The organism is Pseudomonas sp. GW821-FHT09H03 (assembly GCF_059415945.1).
The window spans coordinates 17,869-35,269 of the sequence record NZ_JBWKOF010000025.1; the positions used below are offsets into that span (position 1 = coordinate 17,869).

A 17,401-nucleotide genomic window follows, 5' to 3' on the forward strand; every position below is an offset into this window, starting at 1 on the left:
CGTCGTCGTACAACATTGGTGGCGATATTTGCGGGAATTCGGCGGGATGTCAATCAGAAGTTATACGATGACTTGTGGAAGTCAGATTGCAATGGTGTTCCTTGCCCAGCGAGCAATCCCTCTTCTGCAGAAGGAGAGCCGTCACCCCGAAACCATCGGTGGCAGGGTACCGAGCAAAGAAACCGCCGCCACCGCGCCCAACCCCAATAGCCACTCCAGGATCACGCTGCTACGCAAGGCGTCATGGCGCGTTTCACAGTCATTGATCCGCAGACGGTTGAACAACGCCAGGCCCAACATTGCGACCACCAACGTGGCCTTGATCAGCAGAATCAAGGCGAACCCGGTGAACAGCGGCGTTGGCCAGAATGTGCCAGTGAGGACACGCACATTGATCATTCCGGTGATCAGCAAACCGGCAACGAGGGCGTAACCGACTCCGCTGAAACGCTGCAAGACCGGGCGGATCGAATACCCGGCAGGTTGCCGCAGGATCAGCACCAGCAGCATCAACCCTCCGAGCCAGGCACTGACACAGAGCAGGTGTATGAGCTGGTTGAGCATCAGTAACCGGCCTTCGTTGCCTTCGAGCATTGCGCCGTGGCCGACCGGGGCGAGCGTAACCAGTAGCAGGCCACCGAGGATGAGGCGCGGGGCAGGGCTGGCCCGCAATGGCGTCCACAACAACACGAGCAACAGCACATTGAAAAACAGATGCCAGCGCCAGACTTGCCCGAAAAAGGTCTTGTCCAGTACCAGGTGCAGTGTCGATGGATCGAGCGCCGCCTCCCAGGCCCCGGCCATGCTGGCGCTGATCAGCAGCAGCCAACCGACGCCACTGACCAGCGCCAGCACGGCCAGCCAGCGGGCGATACGCGCAAGCGGCTGATCCACGGTGGATTCACGGCCTAGCAGCAACGGCCGAAAAAACCAGGAACCGAACAGCAACAACAGCACAATGAAATGCAGGAAGCGACACAGCACCAGCGCGGTTGTCATCGATTATTGGCCAACCGTGAAGCTGTAGGCGCCTTCGCTCTTGTGTGTATCGACCGACACGGCGTGCCATTCGACTTTATAGGCACCCGCCGTCAATGGCGCAGCAGGTGTGACGATCAGTGTCTTCTTGTCGTTGCCTTCAGTGTCGAGATTTTTCACCGGGACGTTGCTACCTTCCTTGCTGATGATGACCTTGGTGAAAGCGGCTTCGACGCCTTCGGAAAACTCCAGGCGCAATTGCGTCGGTGCGGTGACGGTGCTGTCGGCCGCCGGGGTCTGACTCTTCAGATGAGCATGGGCCCACACCGAAGTCACACTGAGCAAGGAACCGAGCAGGGCAGCGGCGGTCAGGGTGTTCTTGAGCAGCATCGAGAGTACCTCACAGGTCAATTGCAAATGCGCCCAGTTTAGCCACAGACGGCGGCGACACGAAGTTTCCTGTTCCCCTGTCGCCGCGATCCAGAGCGGGTGTTAGTCTTGATCAACGCTGTTGCCGGGGAGCCCTCATGGGCAATCACAAGATCGAGATTCGTCGCAGTAACGTCGAAAAAATTCTGCTGGGCGCCGAAAAAGTCTTCGCCGAAAAGGGCTTCGGCGGTACCGCCATGGCGGACATCGCCGCCGAAGTGCAACTGCCGCGCTCCAACCTGCATTACTACTTCAGCACCAAGACCGAACTGTACAGCGCCGTACTGTTCGACCTGCTGGAAGTGTGGAAGCAGGACGCCCTGTGCTTCGAGCTGTTCGACGATCCCCGGGTGGTGCTCAGCAGCTACATCCGCGCCAAGATGAACCATTCGCGCAGCCGGCCTCATGGCTCAAAAGTCTGGGCCAACGAAATCATCCATGGCGCACCGACCCTGGGCACGGCCCTGGACGAAAGCCTGTACGACTGGGCCAAGATGAAAGAAGCGAAGATCCGCCAGTGGGTGGAGGACAAACGCATCCTGGCGGTGGAACCGTCGAGCCTGCTGTACATGATCTGGGCCTCGACCCAGCATTACGCTGACTTTGATCATCAGGTGAATATTCTCAACGATCACCAGCCGCTGTCGGACATGCAGTTCGAGCGAGCGGTGCAGACGGTGACCGGGGTGATTTTGCGGGGGATTGGGTTGGAGCCGTAGTGTGTGAGACTCTCACACGCTTTGGTTTTAGTTAAAATTAGCTGCTTTCGTTCTATTAAGTGCGAATCTCCTGATTTCTACTGAGCCTGTATTGATGCACCACATCGCTCTTGGCGAGCTTTCGGCTAACGTTGACGCGGGCACGCAATTTTCTTCTCTCGGCGTCATTAGATTGTCCGGAGTTTTTATAGTTACTTAAAGCCATCGTATCGGAGTTGTATCTTTCTAGACGCTCATAGCTTGGGCGGAAGTTATTGATTTTTCCTTTTTTCCTAAGTAAGTCAAATTCGTGTGCGATTTTTGTTCGGTTGTTTTTAGTTTGACGATAACGTTCTCGTTCCTTGATTTTTCGTGGGTCTGATTCATCTTTTAAACGGGGTCTATGCCATTCACTTGTTTGCTCGTCTCGCGGGGCGAAGGGTGAGTTTTTTGGTTTATAAAGTGCCGAGGAGGAGCCGGTACTAGGTGGAGTTGATATTGTCAGTGAGGGCGTTCTTGCAATGGTTGCGGGTGTTGCTTCAATTGTTTTACGTGGGGCGACAATAACGGTGTTGCTTCTGTGTCTTACAATCACCGTTTGACGGATCATGCTGTTGCCGGTAGGGTCGCAATAATTTACGGGATCACCTTCGCAGTAGGCATAGGAGTTAATACCTCCTGCATCAAATGGGCTCAGTTCATCCGGGCTGTTGAAACGCATCAAAACCGGATTAAAAGCGCGTGTTCCTTGCCCCAACAAATAATGACCGGTTATCGCATCCCGCGCCTCGCCATTAAACCCCAGCAAGCTGCTCAAACCACTTTCGCCTATTCGATGCCCATAAGCGGTATAAACCATCTGCTGGCGATTCGTTCCTGCAAGAGTTTGCAATACTGAATGCGCTCGATCGGTTGCCAGCAGCATCGTGTCATCAACACCGGAAACGGTCCGATGTTGGGCCAGTGGTTCCTCCCCCTGGCGCAGGATCGTCAGCTGCCCCTGATCCCCCATTTCGGTCACCAGGTCGTCTTCCTGATAGAAACGTTGTGTGCTCCGACCTGCCGAAGTCTCGCCCGTCAGGCGGTCCAGTGGGTCGTAGTGATATTGACGCAGTAACTTCATCAAAGTCATGGGTGCAGTTCCCGTTGGCAGATCGTTTGTTTAAGCCTCGGGCATTTTTGGGGTGTCGTCTACTAGCAGAACTGATAGGTAGGCGCGTCAATCTGTACAAGTGGACCAAGATGAAAGAATCGGAGCTCTGCCGGTGCATGAAGAACTAATGTAACTGTGGCGCAACTGCCATTATTTGCCTCTGATATGTTGGGAGGTTTTAATTTCCTTGTGGTAATTAAAGACACTAAGTTGTTTGATTCGAGCTGACTGCCAGCTTATTGTTTGTTTTAATTTATGGCGCCTTGAACTGGTGTCTTTGGTTTTGGGGAGTCTGCTTAGCTCCTCAGTTGCGTTCCAGTATTTAGATTTCATTTCTTCCGTGGCCACGGTCGTGATGTCATTGGTTTTTTTTATTTCATCGTATCGTAAAGCGTCGTTTATAAGAGTTCTATTTTGTTTTCCACGCACAGACTTAGGTTTGTCGACTCTGCTTGGGTGTTTTTTTACCGGTGGCAAGTCGTATTCAAACGGCTTCGCTGTTGCGAGGTTTGTTTTAGTGGTTTTTTGGTATCGAGAATGGTTTATCGGATTTTTGACAATAACCGAAATCTTATTGTTGATTAGATTCATTCCTGCATCGTAGTGGTGAAAACCCAAAAACCGGATCCATTGCCAATATTTTCCGGTGGGATCGTAGCGGTTGATCGGGTCTCCCCCGCAATACGCATACGGATTTATTCCACCTGAATCAAAAGGACTCAAGTCATCCGGACTGTTGAAACGCATCAAAACCGGATTGAAAGCACGTGTTCCCTGTCCCAACAGATAATGACCGGTTATCGCATCCGGGGCCTCACCATTAAACCCGAGCAAGCTGCTCAAACCACTTTCGCCAGTTCGATGCCCATAAGCGGTATAAACCATTTGCTGGCGATTCGTTCCTGCAAGAGTTTGCAATACTGAATGCGCTCGATCGGTTGCCAGCAGCATCGTGTCATCAACACCGGAAACGGTCCGATGTTGGGCCAGTGGTTCCTCCCCCTGGCGCAGGATCGTCAGCTGCCCCTGATCCCCCATTTCGGTCACCAGGTCGTCTTCCTGATAGAAACGTTGTGTGCTCCGACCTGCCGAAGTCTCGCCCGTCAGGCGGTCCAGTGGGTCGTAGTGATATTGACGCAGTAACTTCATCGAAGTCATGGGTGCAGTTCCCGTTGGCAGATCGTTTGATTGAGCCTCGGGCATTTTGGGGGTGTCGTCTACTATCAGAACTGATAGGTAGGCGAGTCAAGCCTGCACACTGGAGCCTTCCAGCCTACTGTATATGAACTGGGCTTCGACCCAGCATTACGCTGACTTTGATCATCAGGTGAGTATTCTCAACGATCACCAGCCGCTGTCGGATATGCAGTTCGAGCGGGCGGTGCAGACGGTGACCGGGTTGATTTTGCGGGGGATTGGGTTGGAACCAAAGCGAGTGAGTCTCTCACACGCTTTGGTTTTGGTTGAAATAAGCTATTGATGTTCATTTTCGCGGATGCTCCTCGCTTCATCGTATTGCCTGAGTAAATCTTCTTTGATGCGTTGTCGGGCATGTCGGCGCCGCGCGGTAAAATTAGCAATTTTTTTTGGGGTAGGATTAGCAGATTTAATTAGTGCTGTTAATGCTTGGTCAGCAGAAATGTAGTTATCCAGGAGCCTAGCGTGGGCATGGAGTCCTGAAAGTTTTCCTTGTTGCTTAAGTGCGTCATATATGCGTGCGTTTGTTGCTAGCGAGGTGTATTTTTGGCGGCGGTGTTCTTGTACGGGGGTTCGATTGTTTACTTTTGGTGCCGACTTTCTGGTTGCGCCCTCCGATGGCAGTATTTCTAGCAGTTGTGAGCTGCTGGGTTTCAGGGAGGTGGTATCAGGCCGGGTGGATATTGTCGGTGGGGGTGTTCTTGCAGCGCTTGCAGTTGTGGATTCAATTATTGAGGATGGGTTGCTGAAAACGGGGCTGCTTTTGGGGCCAACAATAACCGAAACCTTATTGCTTAGATCTATTGCGCTACTAGATGAATTCCCGCGATTCCAAAATCGTAACCACGTCCACGACTCTCCGGTCGGATCGTAACGGTTGATCGGATCTCCCCCACAATACGCATACGGATTTATTCCACCTGAATCAAAAGGACTCAACTCATCCGGACTGTTGAAACGCATCAAAACCGGATTGAAAGCACGCGTTCCCTGTCCCAACAGATAATGACCGGTTATCACATCAGGGGCCTCACCATTGAACCCCAGCAAGCTGCTCAAACCACTTTCGCCAGTTCGATGCCCATAAGCGGTATAAACCCTCTGCTGGCGATTCGTTCCTGCAAGAGTTTGCAATACTGAATGCGCTCGATCGGTTGCCAGCAGCGTCGTGTCATCAACACCGGAAACGGTCTGATGTTGGGCCAGTGGTTCCTCCCCATGACGCAGGATCGACAGCTGCACCTGATCCCCCATTTCGGTCACCAGGTCGTCTTCCTGATAGAAACGTTGCGTGCTCGCCCGACCAGCCGAAGTCTCGCCCGTCAGACGGTCCAGTGGGTCGTAGTGATATTGACGCAGCAATTTCATCGAAGTCATGGGCGCAGTTCCCTTTGGCAGCTCGTTGGTTTAAGCCTCGGGCATTTTTGGAGAGGCGTCTACTAGCAGAACTGATAGGTGTGAGGCCTTGAGGTCGGCGCTGTAGTTGCTGGCCTCATCGTCGCAACGCCGCCCGGACCAAGTCCGGGCGGCGTTGCGACGATGGCGTCAGTCAAGGCGCCGCTGATTTCACGACGCGACGTGATACGGATTCCTCGGATCATGATTCCAATCCAGAAACGGCTTGCCCGTCGCCACCGGCACCATCTCGATACAGTCCTGCACCGGGCAGGTGATCTGGCACAGATTGCAGCCCACGCACTCGTCATCGATCACTTCATAGGCATGGGTACCGTCGGGTTTCTTCAGGCTGGCAATCGCCTGGTGCGAAGTGTCCTCGCAAGCGATGTGGCAGCGGCCACAACCAATGCACGCCTGCTGGTCAATCCTGGCAATCACCTGATAGTTGATGTCCAGGTACTTCCAGTCCGTGGTGTTGCCCACCGCGCGGCCGGAAAATTCTGAAATGCTGGCGTAACCCTGACTGTCCATCCAGCGCGACAAGCCGTCCTTCATCTCCTCGACGATCCTGAAACCGTGCAACATCGCCGCCGTGCACACCTGCACCGCGCCGCTGCCCAGGGCGATGAATTCCGCGGCATCGCGCCAGTTGCCGATGCCGCCGATCCCGCTGATCGGCAAACCCCGGGTCTGTGGGTCGCGGGCGATTTCGGCGACCATGTTCAAGGCAATCGGCTTGACCGCCGAACCGCAATAGCCGCCATGGGTGCTCTGGCTGCCGACCATGGGGTTGGCGACCATGCGTTCCAGGTTCACGCTGGTGATCGAGTTGATGGTGTTGATCAGCGACACTGCATCGGCGCCGCCACGGTGAGCGGCGCGTGCGGCGACGCGGATGTCGGTGATGTTCGGCGTGAGCTTGACGATCACCGGCAGCGAGCAATAGGTCTTGCACCAGCGGGTGACCTGCTCGACGTACTCCGGCACCTGGCCGACTGCCGCGCCCATGCCTCGTTCCGGCATCCCGTGGGGACAACCGAAGTTCAGTTCGATTCCGTCTGCGCCGGTGGCTTCCACCAGCGGCAGAATGTGTTTCCAGGACTCTTCGACGCAGGGCACCATCAAGGACACGATGAGGGCACGGTCCGGCCAGTCCTTTTTGACCTGGGTTATTTCCCGCAGGTTGATCTCCAGGGAGCGATCGGTGATCAGCTCGATGTTGTTGAAACCCAGCACCTCACGGTTGGCGCCGAAGTGCGCTGAATAGCGCGACGACACGTTCACCGCCGCTGGGTCTTCCCCCAGGGTTTTCCAGACCACGCCACCCCAGCCCGCCTCAAAGGCGCGGACCACGTTGTAGGCTTTGTCGGTCGGCGGCGCCGAGGCCAGCCAGAACGGATTGGGTGCTTTGATGCCGGCGAAGACAATCGACAGATCGGCCATTTATGCAGCCTCCACGTTAAGCATCAGTTGTGCGTTGATTGCTTCGGCGGCACGTTTGCCGTGTTGCACCGCTTGCACGGTGAGGTCCTGGTCGAGGCTGGTGCAGTCACCGCCGGCATATACACCGGGGATACTGGTGCGTAGCTGTTCGTCGACTTCGATGCGCTCGCCCTGACGCTTGAGCTCTCGGGCCAGCGGGTCGGCGAGGGCGCTGTTGTCGAAGGCCTGGCCGATGGCCTTGAAGATGGCGTCGGCGGCCAGTTCGAAAGTTTCGCCAGTGCTCTGCAGGCGCCCCTCGACCAGATGCGTGCGGGCGAAACGCATGCCGCGCACCCGGCCGCTGGCGTCGAGCAGGACTTCCTGGGGTTGGGCCCAGGTCAACAGGCGCACCTGATTGGCCTTGGCAATGTCCTGTTCGTGATCAGTGGCGCCCATGTCCTCGGCGCCCCGGCGGTACACCAGGTTTACGTCGCGGGCACCGAGGCGGGCCATTTGCACGGCCATGTCGATGGCGGTGTTGCCTGCGCCGAGGACGATGCAACGGTCGGCCAGCGGCAGCTGCGTCAGGTCATCGGCCTGACGCAGTTCGCGGATGTAGTCGGTGGCGGCGAGCAGACCCGGCGCGTCTTCGTGAGGCAGACCCAGTTGCTTGCTGGCAGCCAGACCGAGGCCGAGGAACACCGCGTCGAACTGCTGGTGCAGTTCGCTGAGGGTCAGGTTGTCTCCGAGCTTGTGCCCGTGGCGGATTTCGATGCCGCCGATCTGCAGCAGGAAGTCGAGCTCCTTCTGCGCGTAGTCGTCCACCAGTTTGTATTTGGCGATCCCGTATTCGTTGAGGCCACCGGCCTTTTCCCGGGCCTCGAAAATCACCACGTCGTGCCCGTGCATGGCGCTGCGATGGGCGCAGGACAACCCGGCCGGGCCGGCACCGACCACCGCGATGCGTTTACCGGTGGCGGTGGCGCGCTGGAACGGGTGTGTAGCGAAGTGCGCGTTGTCCACGGCGTAGCGTTGCAGCAGACCGATCAGCACCGGAGCGCATTCCTGGGCGTTATTGCGCACGCAAGCCTGCTGGCAGAGGATTTCCGTCGGACAGACCCGGGCACAGCTGCCGCCGAGGATGTTGGCCGAGAGGATTTTCTGCGCCGCGCCCTGCACGTTGTCGTGCTGGATGTTGCGGATGAACGAGGGAATGTCGATCTCGCTTGGACAGGCATTGATGCACGGCGCGTCATAGCAATACAGGCAGCGCGAGGCTTCGAGGTGAGCCTGGCGCTCGTTGAGCGGCGGCGCCAGGTCGCTGAAATGGCCGGCGAGGGCGGCGGCGTTTTCAATGGGATGGGGGAGGTGGGTCAGGGTCTTGATCACGGTTATGGCCTCACGGTGATGGAGGTTCTGCCTCTGTCGGGCATTGGTTGTTGTGGCGTCTGTGATGACGCTATCGCTGGCAAGCCAGCTCCTACAGGGGGCTCGGGTGTTCACAAATCCCGTGAGAGCTGGGCTGCCACAGTTATTTCGATCAACCGGGATCCTTGTGAGAGCAGGCCTGCCCCAGTTATTTCGATCAACCGGGATCCCTGTGGGAGCGTGGCTTGCCCGCGATAGGCCGCAGGCCGCTCTCAGCGTTTAACAGCAACTGGCTGATTCAACTCAGCCCGCTTGCTCAGCAAATCAAACACCGCCGGATAAGCCGGCCGCTCGATATAACGCCCGGCACCGCGCTCGGCCCGCAGGTCGCCATCGGCCCAGACCACACGCCCCTGGCTGATGGTATGGCTGGGCACGCCGCGTACGGTCTTGCCTTCGAAGATGTTGAAGTCGACCTGCTGGTGATGGGTCTTGGCGGAAATGGTTCGCGTACCTTGCGGGTCCCACAGCACCAGGTCGGCATCGGCACCGACGCGGATCGCACCCTTGCGTGGATAAAGGTTGAAGATCTTCGCCGTGTTGGTGGAAGTCAGCGCCACGAAATGCTGCATCGACAGGCGACCGCTGTTCACCCCTTCATCCCACAACACCGCCATACGGTCTTCGATGCCGGCGGTGCCGTTGGGGATCTTGCTGAAGTCGTCGCGACCGGCGGCTTTCTGCTCGGCGCAGAAGCAGCAATGATCGGTTGCGGTGGTGTGCAGGTTGCCCGACTGCAGGCCGTGCCAAAGCGCCTCTTGATGACCGCGCGGACGGAACGGCGGGCTCATCACGTAACCGGCGGCGGTCTGCCAGTCGGGGTGGCGGTAGACACTGTCATCGAGCAGCAGATGCCCGGCCAGCACTTCACCGTAGACCGGCTGGCCCTTGGCCCGGGCGTAGGTGATTTCGTCGAGGGCTTCCTTGGTCGAAACGTGCACCAGGTACAGCGGCGTACCGAGGGTTTCGGCGATGCGGATGGCCCGGCTTGCAGCTTCGCCTTCCACTTGCGAGGGCCGCGACAGTGGATGGGCTTCCGGGCCGGTCATGCCCTGGGCCATCAACTTGCGTTGCAGGTGATAGACCAGTTCGCCGTTTTCCGCATGCACGGTGGGTACCGCGCCCAGCTCCAGGCAGCGTTCGAAACTGGCGACCAGGGTGTCGTCGGCGGCCATGATCGCATTCTTGTAGGCCATGAAATGCTTGAAACTGTTGACGCCATGCTGGCTGACCAGCTCGGCCATCTCTTCGCGAACCTGCTCGCTCCACCAGGTGATGGCGACGTGAAAGCCGTAGTCCGCCGCCGATTTCTCGGCCCAGCCGCGCCATTGGTGGAAGGCTTCGAGCAGGGATTGTTGCGGGTTGGGAATCACGAAATCGATGATCGACGTGGTGCCACCGGCCAGGCCCGCCGCCGTGCCGCTGTAGAAGTCCTCGCTGGCGACGGTGCCCATGAAGGGCAGTTGCATGTGGGTGTGCGGGTCGATGCCGCCGGGCATCAGGAACTGGCCACTGCCGTCGAGTAACTCGGCACCCGTGGGAAGGTCAAGGTTTTCGCCGATGGCTTTGATCACGCCGTCTGCGCAATAAACATCGGCGCGGTAACTTTCATCGTGGGTAATAACGGTGGCGCCACGGATCAACAGAGACATTCCGAGTTCCTCGCAGGCATGACCGGCTTGTGCCGGTTCTAGATGTTTTATAGGTTTGCCATCGTTAGCAGGTTTAATCCTGTCAACGTTGTCAGGAATAGAAGCTAGCTGGTGTTATTGGAATCGGCAAGATTATTTTTTATAAGCTTATATCTGGTTTAACCTGTTGAAAATAAACAACTAAAATCACAAATCCGCAAAATGGTGCATGTCTTCACCATTTTGACGCACTTGACAGGAACCAAATATGGTCAAGATTTCCTATGTGAAATCAGCTGTTTGAAGGTGGTCTATGGTTGCTGCGCAACTTTGAAAAAAACTTCAACGCACCAGATTGAGTCCTGACTGTTCGGACAACTTGCTGGCATTCGGTTTGAGTGGCATGACGAGCAACCGAGGAGTTGATGGCTGAATAAATAAAACTGATAAACATCAGTTGCTTACAAAATGTTTATGGTACTGCCCGATGCGCAAGCGGGGCATCCGGCACGTTTATTGATGCCGCCAGCCCCTGATGTGTAACAACAATCAAAAGAACAGTGGAGCGGCCATGCAACAGATCAGATCGCAAGTGACCGAGCGCGACGGCTTGTTTGAGCTGGAAGCCGGCAGCGATGTACTCGACAGCCCCCGTTACAACCACGACATCGCACCGACCAAGGTGCGCGAACGTACCTGGAATAAATGGCATATCACTGCATTGTGGGTGGGCATGGCGATCTGCGTGCCGACCTACACCTTGGGCGGCGTGCTGACTGCGTACTTCGGCCTGAGCGTGGGTGAAGCGCTGTTGGCGATCCTGTTTGCCAACATCATCGTGTTAATTCCCCTGACCCTCAACGCATTCCCCGGTACCAAGTACGGCATTCCCTTTCCGGTATTGCTGCGTTCTTCCTTTGGCATCCTCGGCTCCAACATACCGTGCCTGATCCGAGCCCTGGTGGCGTGCGGCTGGTTTGGTATTCAGACGATGTTCGGTGGCCTGGCGATTCATCTGTTCCTGGGCTCGGTGTTCGAAGGCTGGAAATCTCTGGGGGGGACCGGTGAGGTCATCGGTTTCATGGTGTTCTGGGTGCTGAACCTATGGGTGGTGATTCGCGGCGCCGAGTCGATCAAGTGGCTGGAAACCCTGTCCGCACCGCTGTTGGTCGCGGTGGGCGTGGGCCTGCTGGTATGGGCGATGCCGAATGTGTCGATGACCGAACTGCTGGCCATCCCGGCCAAGCGTCCCGAAGGCGCCGGTGTCGCCAGCTACTTCGCCGCCGGGCTGACAGCGATGGTCGGTTTCTGGGCCACCTTGTCCCTGAACATCCCGGACTTCAGCCGCTACGCGAAAAGCCAGAAGGACCAGATTGTCGGGCAGATCATCGGCTTGCCGCTGACCATGTTCCTGTTTGCCTCCCTCGGTGTGGTGATGACCGCCGCGTCGGTGAAACTGGTGGGCGTCACCGTCTCCGATCCGGTGACCTTGATCGGCCATATCCAGAGCCCGGTCTGGGTCGCTTTGGCGATGGCGCTGATCATCATCGCCACGCTGTCGACCAATACCGCGGCCAACATCGTCTCGCCGACCAACGATTTCCAGAACATCGCGCCCAAGGCGATCAACCGCACCAAGGCGGTGATCCTCACCGGGCTGGTGGGGTTGGCATTGATGGCCCATGAACTGCTGAAAAAGCTCGGGCTGATCGTTTCGGATCTCAGCCTGGAAACCGTCTATTCCAACTGGCTGCTCGGTTATTCCAGCCTGCTGGGCCCGATCGCGGGGATCATGGTGGTGGATTATTTCCTGATCAAGAAACAGCAGCTTGACCTTGCCGGGCTCTATCGCGATGACGTGTACCCGGCATGGAACTGGAGTGGCTTCATCGCGTTCGGGGTGCCGGTGGTGTTGACGCTGCTGTCGTTGGGCAGCGATGTGTTCAGCTGGTTCTACAGCTACGGCTGGTTTACCGGCTCGGCCCTTGGCGGGGTGATTTATTACGGGTTGAGTGTGATGCGGCCCAGTCCGTCTGTTGCGAAATCTGCGGTATGAGTGATGGCCCCTTCGCGAGCAAGCCCGCTCCCACAGGGGGAACGCATTTCAAATGTGGGAGCGGGCTTGCTCGCGAAAACGGCAGTACAAACACCACCGTATCGTCGGAACAAATCCATAAGAACAGCCAGAGGAAATCATTATGAACGCTGCCCTAGACGTTCTGCAGACCAGCCATCAGCACATCAACCGCGACCGCCTGTGGCAGTCGCTCATGGAACTGGCAAGGCTCGGCGCTACGGTCAAGGGCGGCGTCTGTCGTCTGGCCCTGACCGACCTCGACCGCCAGGCCCGCGACACCTTCGTCAAATGGTGTAAGGAGGCGGGATGCACCGTCAGCATCGATGGCGTCGGCAACATCTTTGCCCGGCGGCCCGGGCGCAACCCGGATCTGCCGCCGGTGATGACCGGCAGCCACATCGACACCCAGCCCACCGGCGGCAAGTTCGACGGCTGCTTCGGCGTACTGGCCGGCGTCGAGGTGCTGCGTACCCTCAATGACCTGGGCGTCGAAACCGAGGCACCGCTGGAAGTGGTGGTCTGGACCAACGAAGAGGGCTCGCGTTTCGCCCCCTGCATGATGGGCTCTGGCGTCTTCGCCGAGAAATTCACCCTGGAAGAAACCCTGGCCAAGGTCGATGCCGAGGGTGTAACCGTCGGCGAAGCCCTGAACGCCATCGGCTATGCCGGCTCACGTAAAGTCAGTGGGCATGCAGTCGGCGCCTACTTCGAAGCCCATATCGAGCAGGGCCCGATTCTGGAAGACGAACACAAGACCATCGGCGTCGTCATGGGGGCACTCGGGCAGAAGTGGTTCGACCTGAAACTGCGTGGCGTCGAAGCCCACGCCGGCCCGACGCCGATGCACCTGCGCAAGGACGCCCTGGTCGGCGCCGCGGTGATCGTCGGCGCCGTGAACCGTGCCGCCCTTGGCCATCAACCCCACGCCTGTGGCACGGTTGGTTGCCTGCAAGCCTATCCCGGGTCTCGCAACGTCATTCCTGGCGAGGTGCGCATGACCCTGGACTTCCGGCATCTGGAACCGGCCCGGCTGGACTCGATGATCGCCGAAGTGCGCCAGGTGATCGAAACCACTTGCGAGGAACACGGCCTGACCTTCGAGCTGACCCCGACCGCCGACTTCCCGCCGCTGTACTTCGACCAGGGCTGCGTCGATGCGGTTCGTGGCGCCGCCCGGGGCCTGGGCCTGTCGCACATGGATATCGTCAGCGGAGCAGGGCACGACGCAATCTTCCTCGCCGAACTCGGCCCGGCCGGGATGATCTTCGTACCGTGTGAAGGCGGCATCAGCCACAACGAAATCGAGAACGCCGCGCCGGATGATCTCGCGGCGGGCTGTGCGGTGTTGTTGCGGGCGATGCTGGCGGCTTCGCAAGCCATTGCCAAGGGGGTATTGGCGGTTTGAATGTCAAAAGATCGTTCGAACGCGGTCAGTCCCTTCGGACGATCTTTGCTTTGACCGACGTTTTACTAGCAGTTCTGATAGTAGGCAAAAACAAAAAAATCTCCGAAGCTATTGCGCTGCTGTATGGACCTTGCACGGAGCTCTGTTAATGGCAACTTCCCAACGTGAAACCCTATTGTGTCGCTACTATTACGATCCCCTTGATCAACAGACAGCTTTCGCCCCATGCCAGCAGGCCAACGTTCAACGCTTTTACTGCAAAAGCCGCTTGGTCACCGAAATTCAACAAGCCGTGCAGCATTGCATTTTCCGGTATGACGATCACCTGTTGGCACAACAGCAATGCCAGGGTGCCAATCTCTCCACCGCCTTGCTGGCAAGCGACCATCAAGGCTCGATATTGAACGCGCTCGACGGGGCTCGCCCTAATCCCATTGCCTATACATCTTACGGCCATCGCCCGTTGGAAAATGGTTTGCTGAGCCTGCTTGGGTTCAATGGCGAGCGAGCGGATCCAGTGACTGGCCATTATCATCTGGGCAATGGCTATCGACAATTCAATCCGGTGTTGATGCGGTTCAATAGTCCGGACAGTTGGAGTCCGTTTGGGCAAGGAGGGCTAAACGCATACGCGTATTGCGAGGGCGATCCGAGGAATCGGGTAGACCCGACGGGGCACGGTCCCATACCCAAGGTTGCTACGCCTATCGTCAAGGCATTAAGAGGAGTACAGAGGAAGGGCAAAGCAATTTCACGACCATTGGCAGGCAGCGATGGACTAACGGAGGGGGCCAGTTCGTCATCCCAGGCAATGAGTGAGCAAACGTTGAAAAAATTAAGTAGAAATAAACTCGAGGCTAAACTAAGGGCTGAAAATAAGAAACTATCATGCGTAATCGTTGCGAAAGAAGCCTCGCAGCCACCCCAGGGTCATTACAATGTTAATGATGATCTTGCCGATTTAAATTTAAGTAAGCAAGCGTATGAGCTCGCAAAAGAAGGTTATGGTTTTACGCGATACCCTGACCCGAACCAACCACATTATTGGATAGACGACCAAAGCAACGTCCTTTTGGACGTTGCACATTTCGACGCAACAATATCTCACGTTAGAAATATTTACGTTCATAGCGCAAGGGGTAGCTATATTGAGACGTATGACCGTCAGATTATAAATCGCGCAAAGTATATTAAAAAATTTACAGGTATCGATCTGATGGATATTCGAAGATAAAACGATTTCATTGAGAGCAGTCCCACATCAGGATGTGCTCTGCACTATCCCAACCCCCCACGGTCGACATCTTCACAGGCAGGCGTGTACGCGCCTTCGTACCTTTGGAGACGCAATGAGCCAGGACGTACTGAGCACCGAAACCAATCGTCGACAGTTGCAGCAGATCATTGCCGGCCTGTCCGACGGGGTGATCGTGCTCGACCCCGAACAGAACATTCTCTGGGCCAATGAAGCGGCGTTGACGATGCATGGCGTCGATCAGGTCGGCGATCTGGGTGCCGACGCCAAGGCCTACGCCAAGCGCTTCGCCCTGCGTTATCGCAACAATCATGTGGTCCCGGCCGATAGCTACCCGATCAACCGCGTGGCGCGTGGCGAGACGTTCAGCGATGTGTTGGTGATGGTGACGTCGGCTGAGGACGAGGAGCGTTGCCGGGTCCATCGCGTACGCAGCATGGTGTTGGCCGATAGCCGTGGCGAGCCGGAATCGCTGGTGTTGATCATGGACGATGTCACCGATTGGGCCAGCGCCGAGCAGCGTTTCGAGAAGACTTTCTCCGCCAACCCGGCACCTGCGGTGATCTGCCGGCTCAGTGATTTGCGCTACATCAAGGTCAACTCCGGATTCCTCGAAATGACCGGTTATGCCCGCGACCAGGTGATCGGCAGTTCCACCTATGAGCTCGATGTACTGGAGCAGGCCGAAAACAAGGACCTGGCCAAACAGCGCTTGCGTGAAGGGACCACCATTCCACAGATGCAGGCCGAACTTCAGTTGCCCGACGGTGGCAGCAAGCAGGTGATCGTCGCCGGTCAGCCACTGGAACTCAATGAAGAAGCCTGCATGCTGTTTTCCTTCGTGGACATGGAACCGCGCCACAAGGCCGAAGTCGCCCTGCGCCAGAGCGAGGAGCGTTTTGCCAAGGCGTTTCGCTTGTCACCGGTGCCAATACTGCTATGCGCTGCCAGTGATCAGGTGGTCCTGGACGTCAATGATGCGTTTCTCGATACCCTCGGTTACCCCAGCGAGGAAGTACTCGGCGAGAGCATCGCGCAGGTTGATTTCGTTGAGGACAAAGGCGCCTGCACGCGCCTGTTCGCAGCGCTGGAGAAGAGCGCAAGCCTGGATCGGGTCGATGTGCGCGTGCGTAAAAAAGACGCCGGGCTGATCGATTGCCAGGTGTCTGCCGATACCGTGAATATTCAGGACAGACCCTGCTATCTGTTGGTGTTGATCGACGTCAGCGAGCGCAAACGCACTGAACTTGAACTGATATCGGCCATCGAGGAGGTGATGAAAGACACCTCGTGGTTCAGCCGCACGCTGATCGAAAAGCTGGCCAATGTGAGAAGCGTCAACACGCCGAGGTTGCCCAGCGTGTCCTTCACCGACCTGACCCCGCGCGAGCGCGACGTATTGGGCCTGATCTGCGAAGGTCTGGCCGACAAGGAAATCGCCGCGCGCCTGAAGCTGGCGCCGAACACGGTTCGCAATCATGTGGCGACGGTCTACTCCAAACTCGACGTGCACAGTCGCAGCGAAGCGATTGTCTGGTCGCGTGAGCGTGGGTTGTTCTCCAGCGAGTGGCGGCCCAAGGGCCAGCGCTGAGGTGCAAATGCACCAGAGAGCAGGGTGCAAATTGATGTTTTGACTGGTGGTAGCGGCTCTTACGCTGGCGGAGTACGACAGGTCTGTGCGCAGCGCCTGCGTGTCGCCATTGAAACAGCTCAAGGAACCGCTACATGAAACAACCCTGTGTCGCATTGCGCCTGACGAGGCCTGTGCAATGATTTCCCTCAGCCAGTTGCGGATGTCGATCGAGCGCAGTTTTTCTCCGCTGGCCTGCGAGTGCAGTGTCTCGGGTGATCATTCATTGACCGTGAAGCTTTACCATCCGCTGTCTGGTCAGGTGGACCTGGTGGTCAGCGGCTTGAACATGGCAGCGCTGCACACAGCAGAGTCGGTGGCTGTCCTGATCGAGGAACTACGTTACGAGCTCACGAGTAACAGTCTGCATCGCCCGGACCCGGTGATGTAAGAAGTGCCAGATTCTGCTGGCGGCGGCCAACGACTGGGCTATAAGGATTGAGGAAATGGTTTTTTGTGACAGGGTCGGGGACTTTGTACGGAGGTTTTGTTGTCACAGAAAAGTGTCGATCACTTATCGCGGGTCAACCTATGAAAAAGTCCGGGAAATGCGTTTTTGCACCGCTCGCACTCTGCGCAGCGATCCTCGGTGGCTGCGCCAGCCCACCACCCCCTCCGCCTCCATTACCGCCGCAGGAAAAAACCTGCGAGACCATGGATAAAACCGATGTGCTGGGCGATGTGCGTGGCGAAAACGGCG

The 17,401-nt window shown here is 57.1% G+C and carries 14 protein-coding genes and 1 pseudogene; 7 read left to right on the forward strand and 8 right to left on the reverse strand.

What is annotated here, in order from left to right:
* Positions 1-141: 141 nt before the first annotated feature.
* Positions 142-999, reverse strand: coding sequence for a copper homeostasis membrane protein CopD (gene copD, locus AC07OG_RS25115; protein WP_495068395.1), 858 nt, complete (start codon positions 997-999; stop codon positions 142-144).
* Between the two features lie 3 nt (positions 1,000-1,002).
* Entirely contained in the window at positions 1,003-1,368 is a 366-nt protein-coding gene (copC, locus tag AC07OG_RS25120; RefSeq protein ID WP_495068396.1) for a copper homeostasis periplasmic binding protein CopC, read from the reverse strand.
* Positions 1,369-1,505: 137 nt separating this feature from the next.
* Between copC and AC07OG_RS25125 the strand changes: the two genes are divergently transcribed.
* Positions 1,506-2,126, forward strand: a complete 621-nt coding sequence (locus AC07OG_RS25125) for a TetR/AcrR family transcriptional regulator (RefSeq protein WP_495068397.1) — start codon at positions 1,506-1,508, stop codon at positions 2,124-2,126.
* 55 nt (positions 2,127-2,181) lie between these two features.
* Here AC07OG_RS25125 and AC07OG_RS25130 read toward each other — a convergent pair whose 3' ends face one another.
* Together AC07OG_RS25130 and AC07OG_RS25135 are read right to left on the reverse strand one after the other, a co-directional pair.
* The gene (locus AC07OG_RS25130) at positions 2,182-3,237 is read right to left on the reverse strand and encodes an RHS repeat-associated core domain-containing protein (protein ID WP_495068398.1); all 1,056 of its coding nucleotides are present in this window, start codon (positions 3,235-3,237) and stop codon (positions 2,182-2,184) included.
* A gap of 171 nt (positions 3,238-3,408) precedes the next feature.
* On the reverse strand, positions 3,409-4,416 hold the full coding sequence (locus AC07OG_RS25135) for an RHS repeat-associated core domain-containing protein (protein WP_495068399.1): 1,008 nt from the start codon (positions 4,414-4,416) through the stop codon (positions 3,409-3,411).
* Between the two features lie 97 nt (positions 4,417-4,513).
* On the opposite strand from AC07OG_RS25135, the pseudogene AC07OG_RS25140 reads away from it, so the two are divergent.
* Positions 4,514-4,738, forward strand: a pseudogene (locus AC07OG_RS25140) (TetR family transcriptional regulator C-terminal domain-containing protein); the annotation flags it as partial.
* Here the strand turns inward: AC07OG_RS25140 and AC07OG_RS25145 are convergent.
* The 4 genes from AC07OG_RS25145 to hydA form a co-directional block, all read right to left on the reverse strand.
* Complete coding sequence (locus tag AC07OG_RS25145) at positions 4,732-5,832, reverse strand: RHS repeat-associated core domain-containing protein (RefSeq protein WP_495068400.1); 1,101 nt, start codon at positions 5,830-5,832, stop codon at positions 4,732-4,734. The pseudogene AC07OG_RS25140 and the gene AC07OG_RS25145 overlap by 7 nt on opposite strands.
* A 189-nt stretch (positions 5,833-6,021) precedes the next feature.
* Positions 6,022-7,296 carry an NAD-dependent dihydropyrimidine dehydrogenase subunit PreA gene (gene preA / locus AC07OG_RS25150; RefSeq protein ID WP_060540451.1) on the reverse strand — a complete coding sequence of 425 codons (1,275 nt, stop codon included), beginning with the start codon at positions 7,294-7,296 and terminating at the stop codon, positions 6,022-6,024.
* Positions 7,297-8,664 (reverse strand): NAD(P)-dependent oxidoreductase, encoded by a 1,368-nt coding sequence (locus tag AC07OG_RS25155; RefSeq protein WP_495068401.1) that lies wholly within the window; start codon positions 8,662-8,664, stop codon positions 7,297-7,299. It lies immediately after the preceding gene.
* A 251-nt stretch (positions 8,665-8,915) separates the two neighbouring features.
* Positions 8,916-10,355 (reverse strand): dihydropyrimidinase, encoded by a 1,440-nt coding sequence (hydA, locus tag AC07OG_RS25160; RefSeq protein WP_060540453.1) that lies wholly within the window; start codon positions 10,353-10,355, stop codon positions 8,916-8,918.
* Between the two features lie 550 nt (positions 10,356-10,905).
* Here hydA and AC07OG_RS25165 point away from each other — a divergent pair.
* The 5 genes from AC07OG_RS25165 (at position 10,906) to AC07OG_RS25185 (ending at position 17,092) form a co-directional block, all read left to right on the forward strand.
* The gene (locus AC07OG_RS25165; protein ID WP_060540454.1) at positions 10,906-12,390 is read left to right on the forward strand and encodes an NCS1 family nucleobase:cation symporter-1; all 1,485 of its coding nucleotides are present in this window, start codon (positions 10,906-10,908) and stop codon (positions 12,388-12,390) included.
* A gap of 142 nt (positions 12,391-12,532) precedes the next feature.
* The gene (locus AC07OG_RS25170) at positions 12,533-13,816 is read left to right on the forward strand and encodes a Zn-dependent hydrolase (RefSeq protein ID WP_495068402.1); all 1,284 of its coding nucleotides are present in this window, start codon (positions 12,533-12,535) and stop codon (positions 13,814-13,816) included.
* Between the two features lie 148 nt (positions 13,817-13,964).
* Positions 13,965-15,050, forward strand: coding sequence for an RHS repeat-associated core domain-containing protein (locus tag AC07OG_RS25175; protein ID WP_495068403.1), 1,086 nt, complete (start codon positions 13,965-13,967; stop codon positions 15,048-15,050).
* 115 nt (positions 15,051-15,165) lie between these two features.
* On the forward strand, positions 15,166-16,662 hold the full coding sequence (locus AC07OG_RS25180) for a helix-turn-helix transcriptional regulator (protein ID WP_495068404.1): 1,497 nt from the start codon (positions 15,166-15,168) through the stop codon (positions 16,660-16,662).
* A gap of 178 nt (positions 16,663-16,840) precedes the next feature.
* Positions 16,841-17,092, forward strand: coding sequence for a DUF1652 domain-containing protein (locus AC07OG_RS25185; RefSeq protein WP_060540457.1), 252 nt, complete (start codon positions 16,841-16,843; stop codon positions 17,090-17,092).
* Positions 17,093-17,401 lie beyond the last annotated feature (309 nt).

Excerpts from the sequence above, each read along its gene's own strand:
- AC07OG_RS25185 (WP_060540457.1), top strand. The coding sequence starts at position 16,841 with ATGATTTCCCTCAGCCAGTTGCGGATGTCGATCGAGCGCAGTTTTTCT.
- AC07OG_RS25180 (WP_495068404.1), top strand. The coding sequence starts at position 15,166 with ATGAGCCAGGACGTACTGAGCACCGAAACCAATCGTCGACAGTTGCAG.
- AC07OG_RS25125 (WP_495068397.1), top strand. The coding sequence starts at position 1,506 with ATGGGCAATCACAAGATCGAGATTCGTCGCAGTAACGTCGAAAAAATT.
- AC07OG_RS25175 (WP_495068403.1), top strand. The coding sequence starts at position 13,965 with ATGGCAACTTCCCAACGTGAAACCCTATTGTGTCGCTACTATTACGAT.
- preA (WP_060540451.1), bottom strand. The coding sequence starts at position 7,296 with ATGGCCGATCTGTCGATTGTCTTCGCCGGCATCAAAGCACCCAATCCG.
- AC07OG_RS25145 (WP_495068400.1), bottom strand. The coding sequence starts at position 5,832 with ATGACTTCGATGAAATTGCTGCGTCAATATCACTACGACCCACTGGAC.
- AC07OG_RS25165 (WP_060540454.1), top strand. The coding sequence starts at position 10,906 with ATGCAACAGATCAGATCGCAAGTGACCGAGCGCGACGGCTTGTTTGAG.
- copC (WP_495068396.1), bottom strand. The coding sequence starts at position 1,368 with ATGCTGCTCAAGAACACCCTGACCGCCGCTGCCCTGCTCGGTTCCTTG.
- AC07OG_RS25170 (WP_495068402.1), top strand. The coding sequence starts at position 12,533 with ATGAACGCTGCCCTAGACGTTCTGCAGACCAGCCATCAGCACATCAAC.
- AC07OG_RS25135 (WP_495068399.1), bottom strand. The coding sequence starts at position 4,416 with ATGACTTCGATGAAGTTACTGCGTCAATATCACTACGACCCACTGGAC.
- copD (WP_495068395.1), bottom strand. The coding sequence starts at position 999 with ATGACAACCGCGCTGGTGCTGTGTCGCTTCCTGCATTTCATTGTGCTG.
- hydA (WP_060540453.1), bottom strand. The coding sequence starts at position 10,355 with ATGTCTCTGTTGATCCGTGGCGCCACCGTTATTACCCACGATGAAAGT.
- AC07OG_RS25130 (WP_495068398.1), bottom strand. The coding sequence starts at position 3,237 with ATGACTTTGATGAAGTTACTGCGTCAATATCACTACGACCCACTGGAC.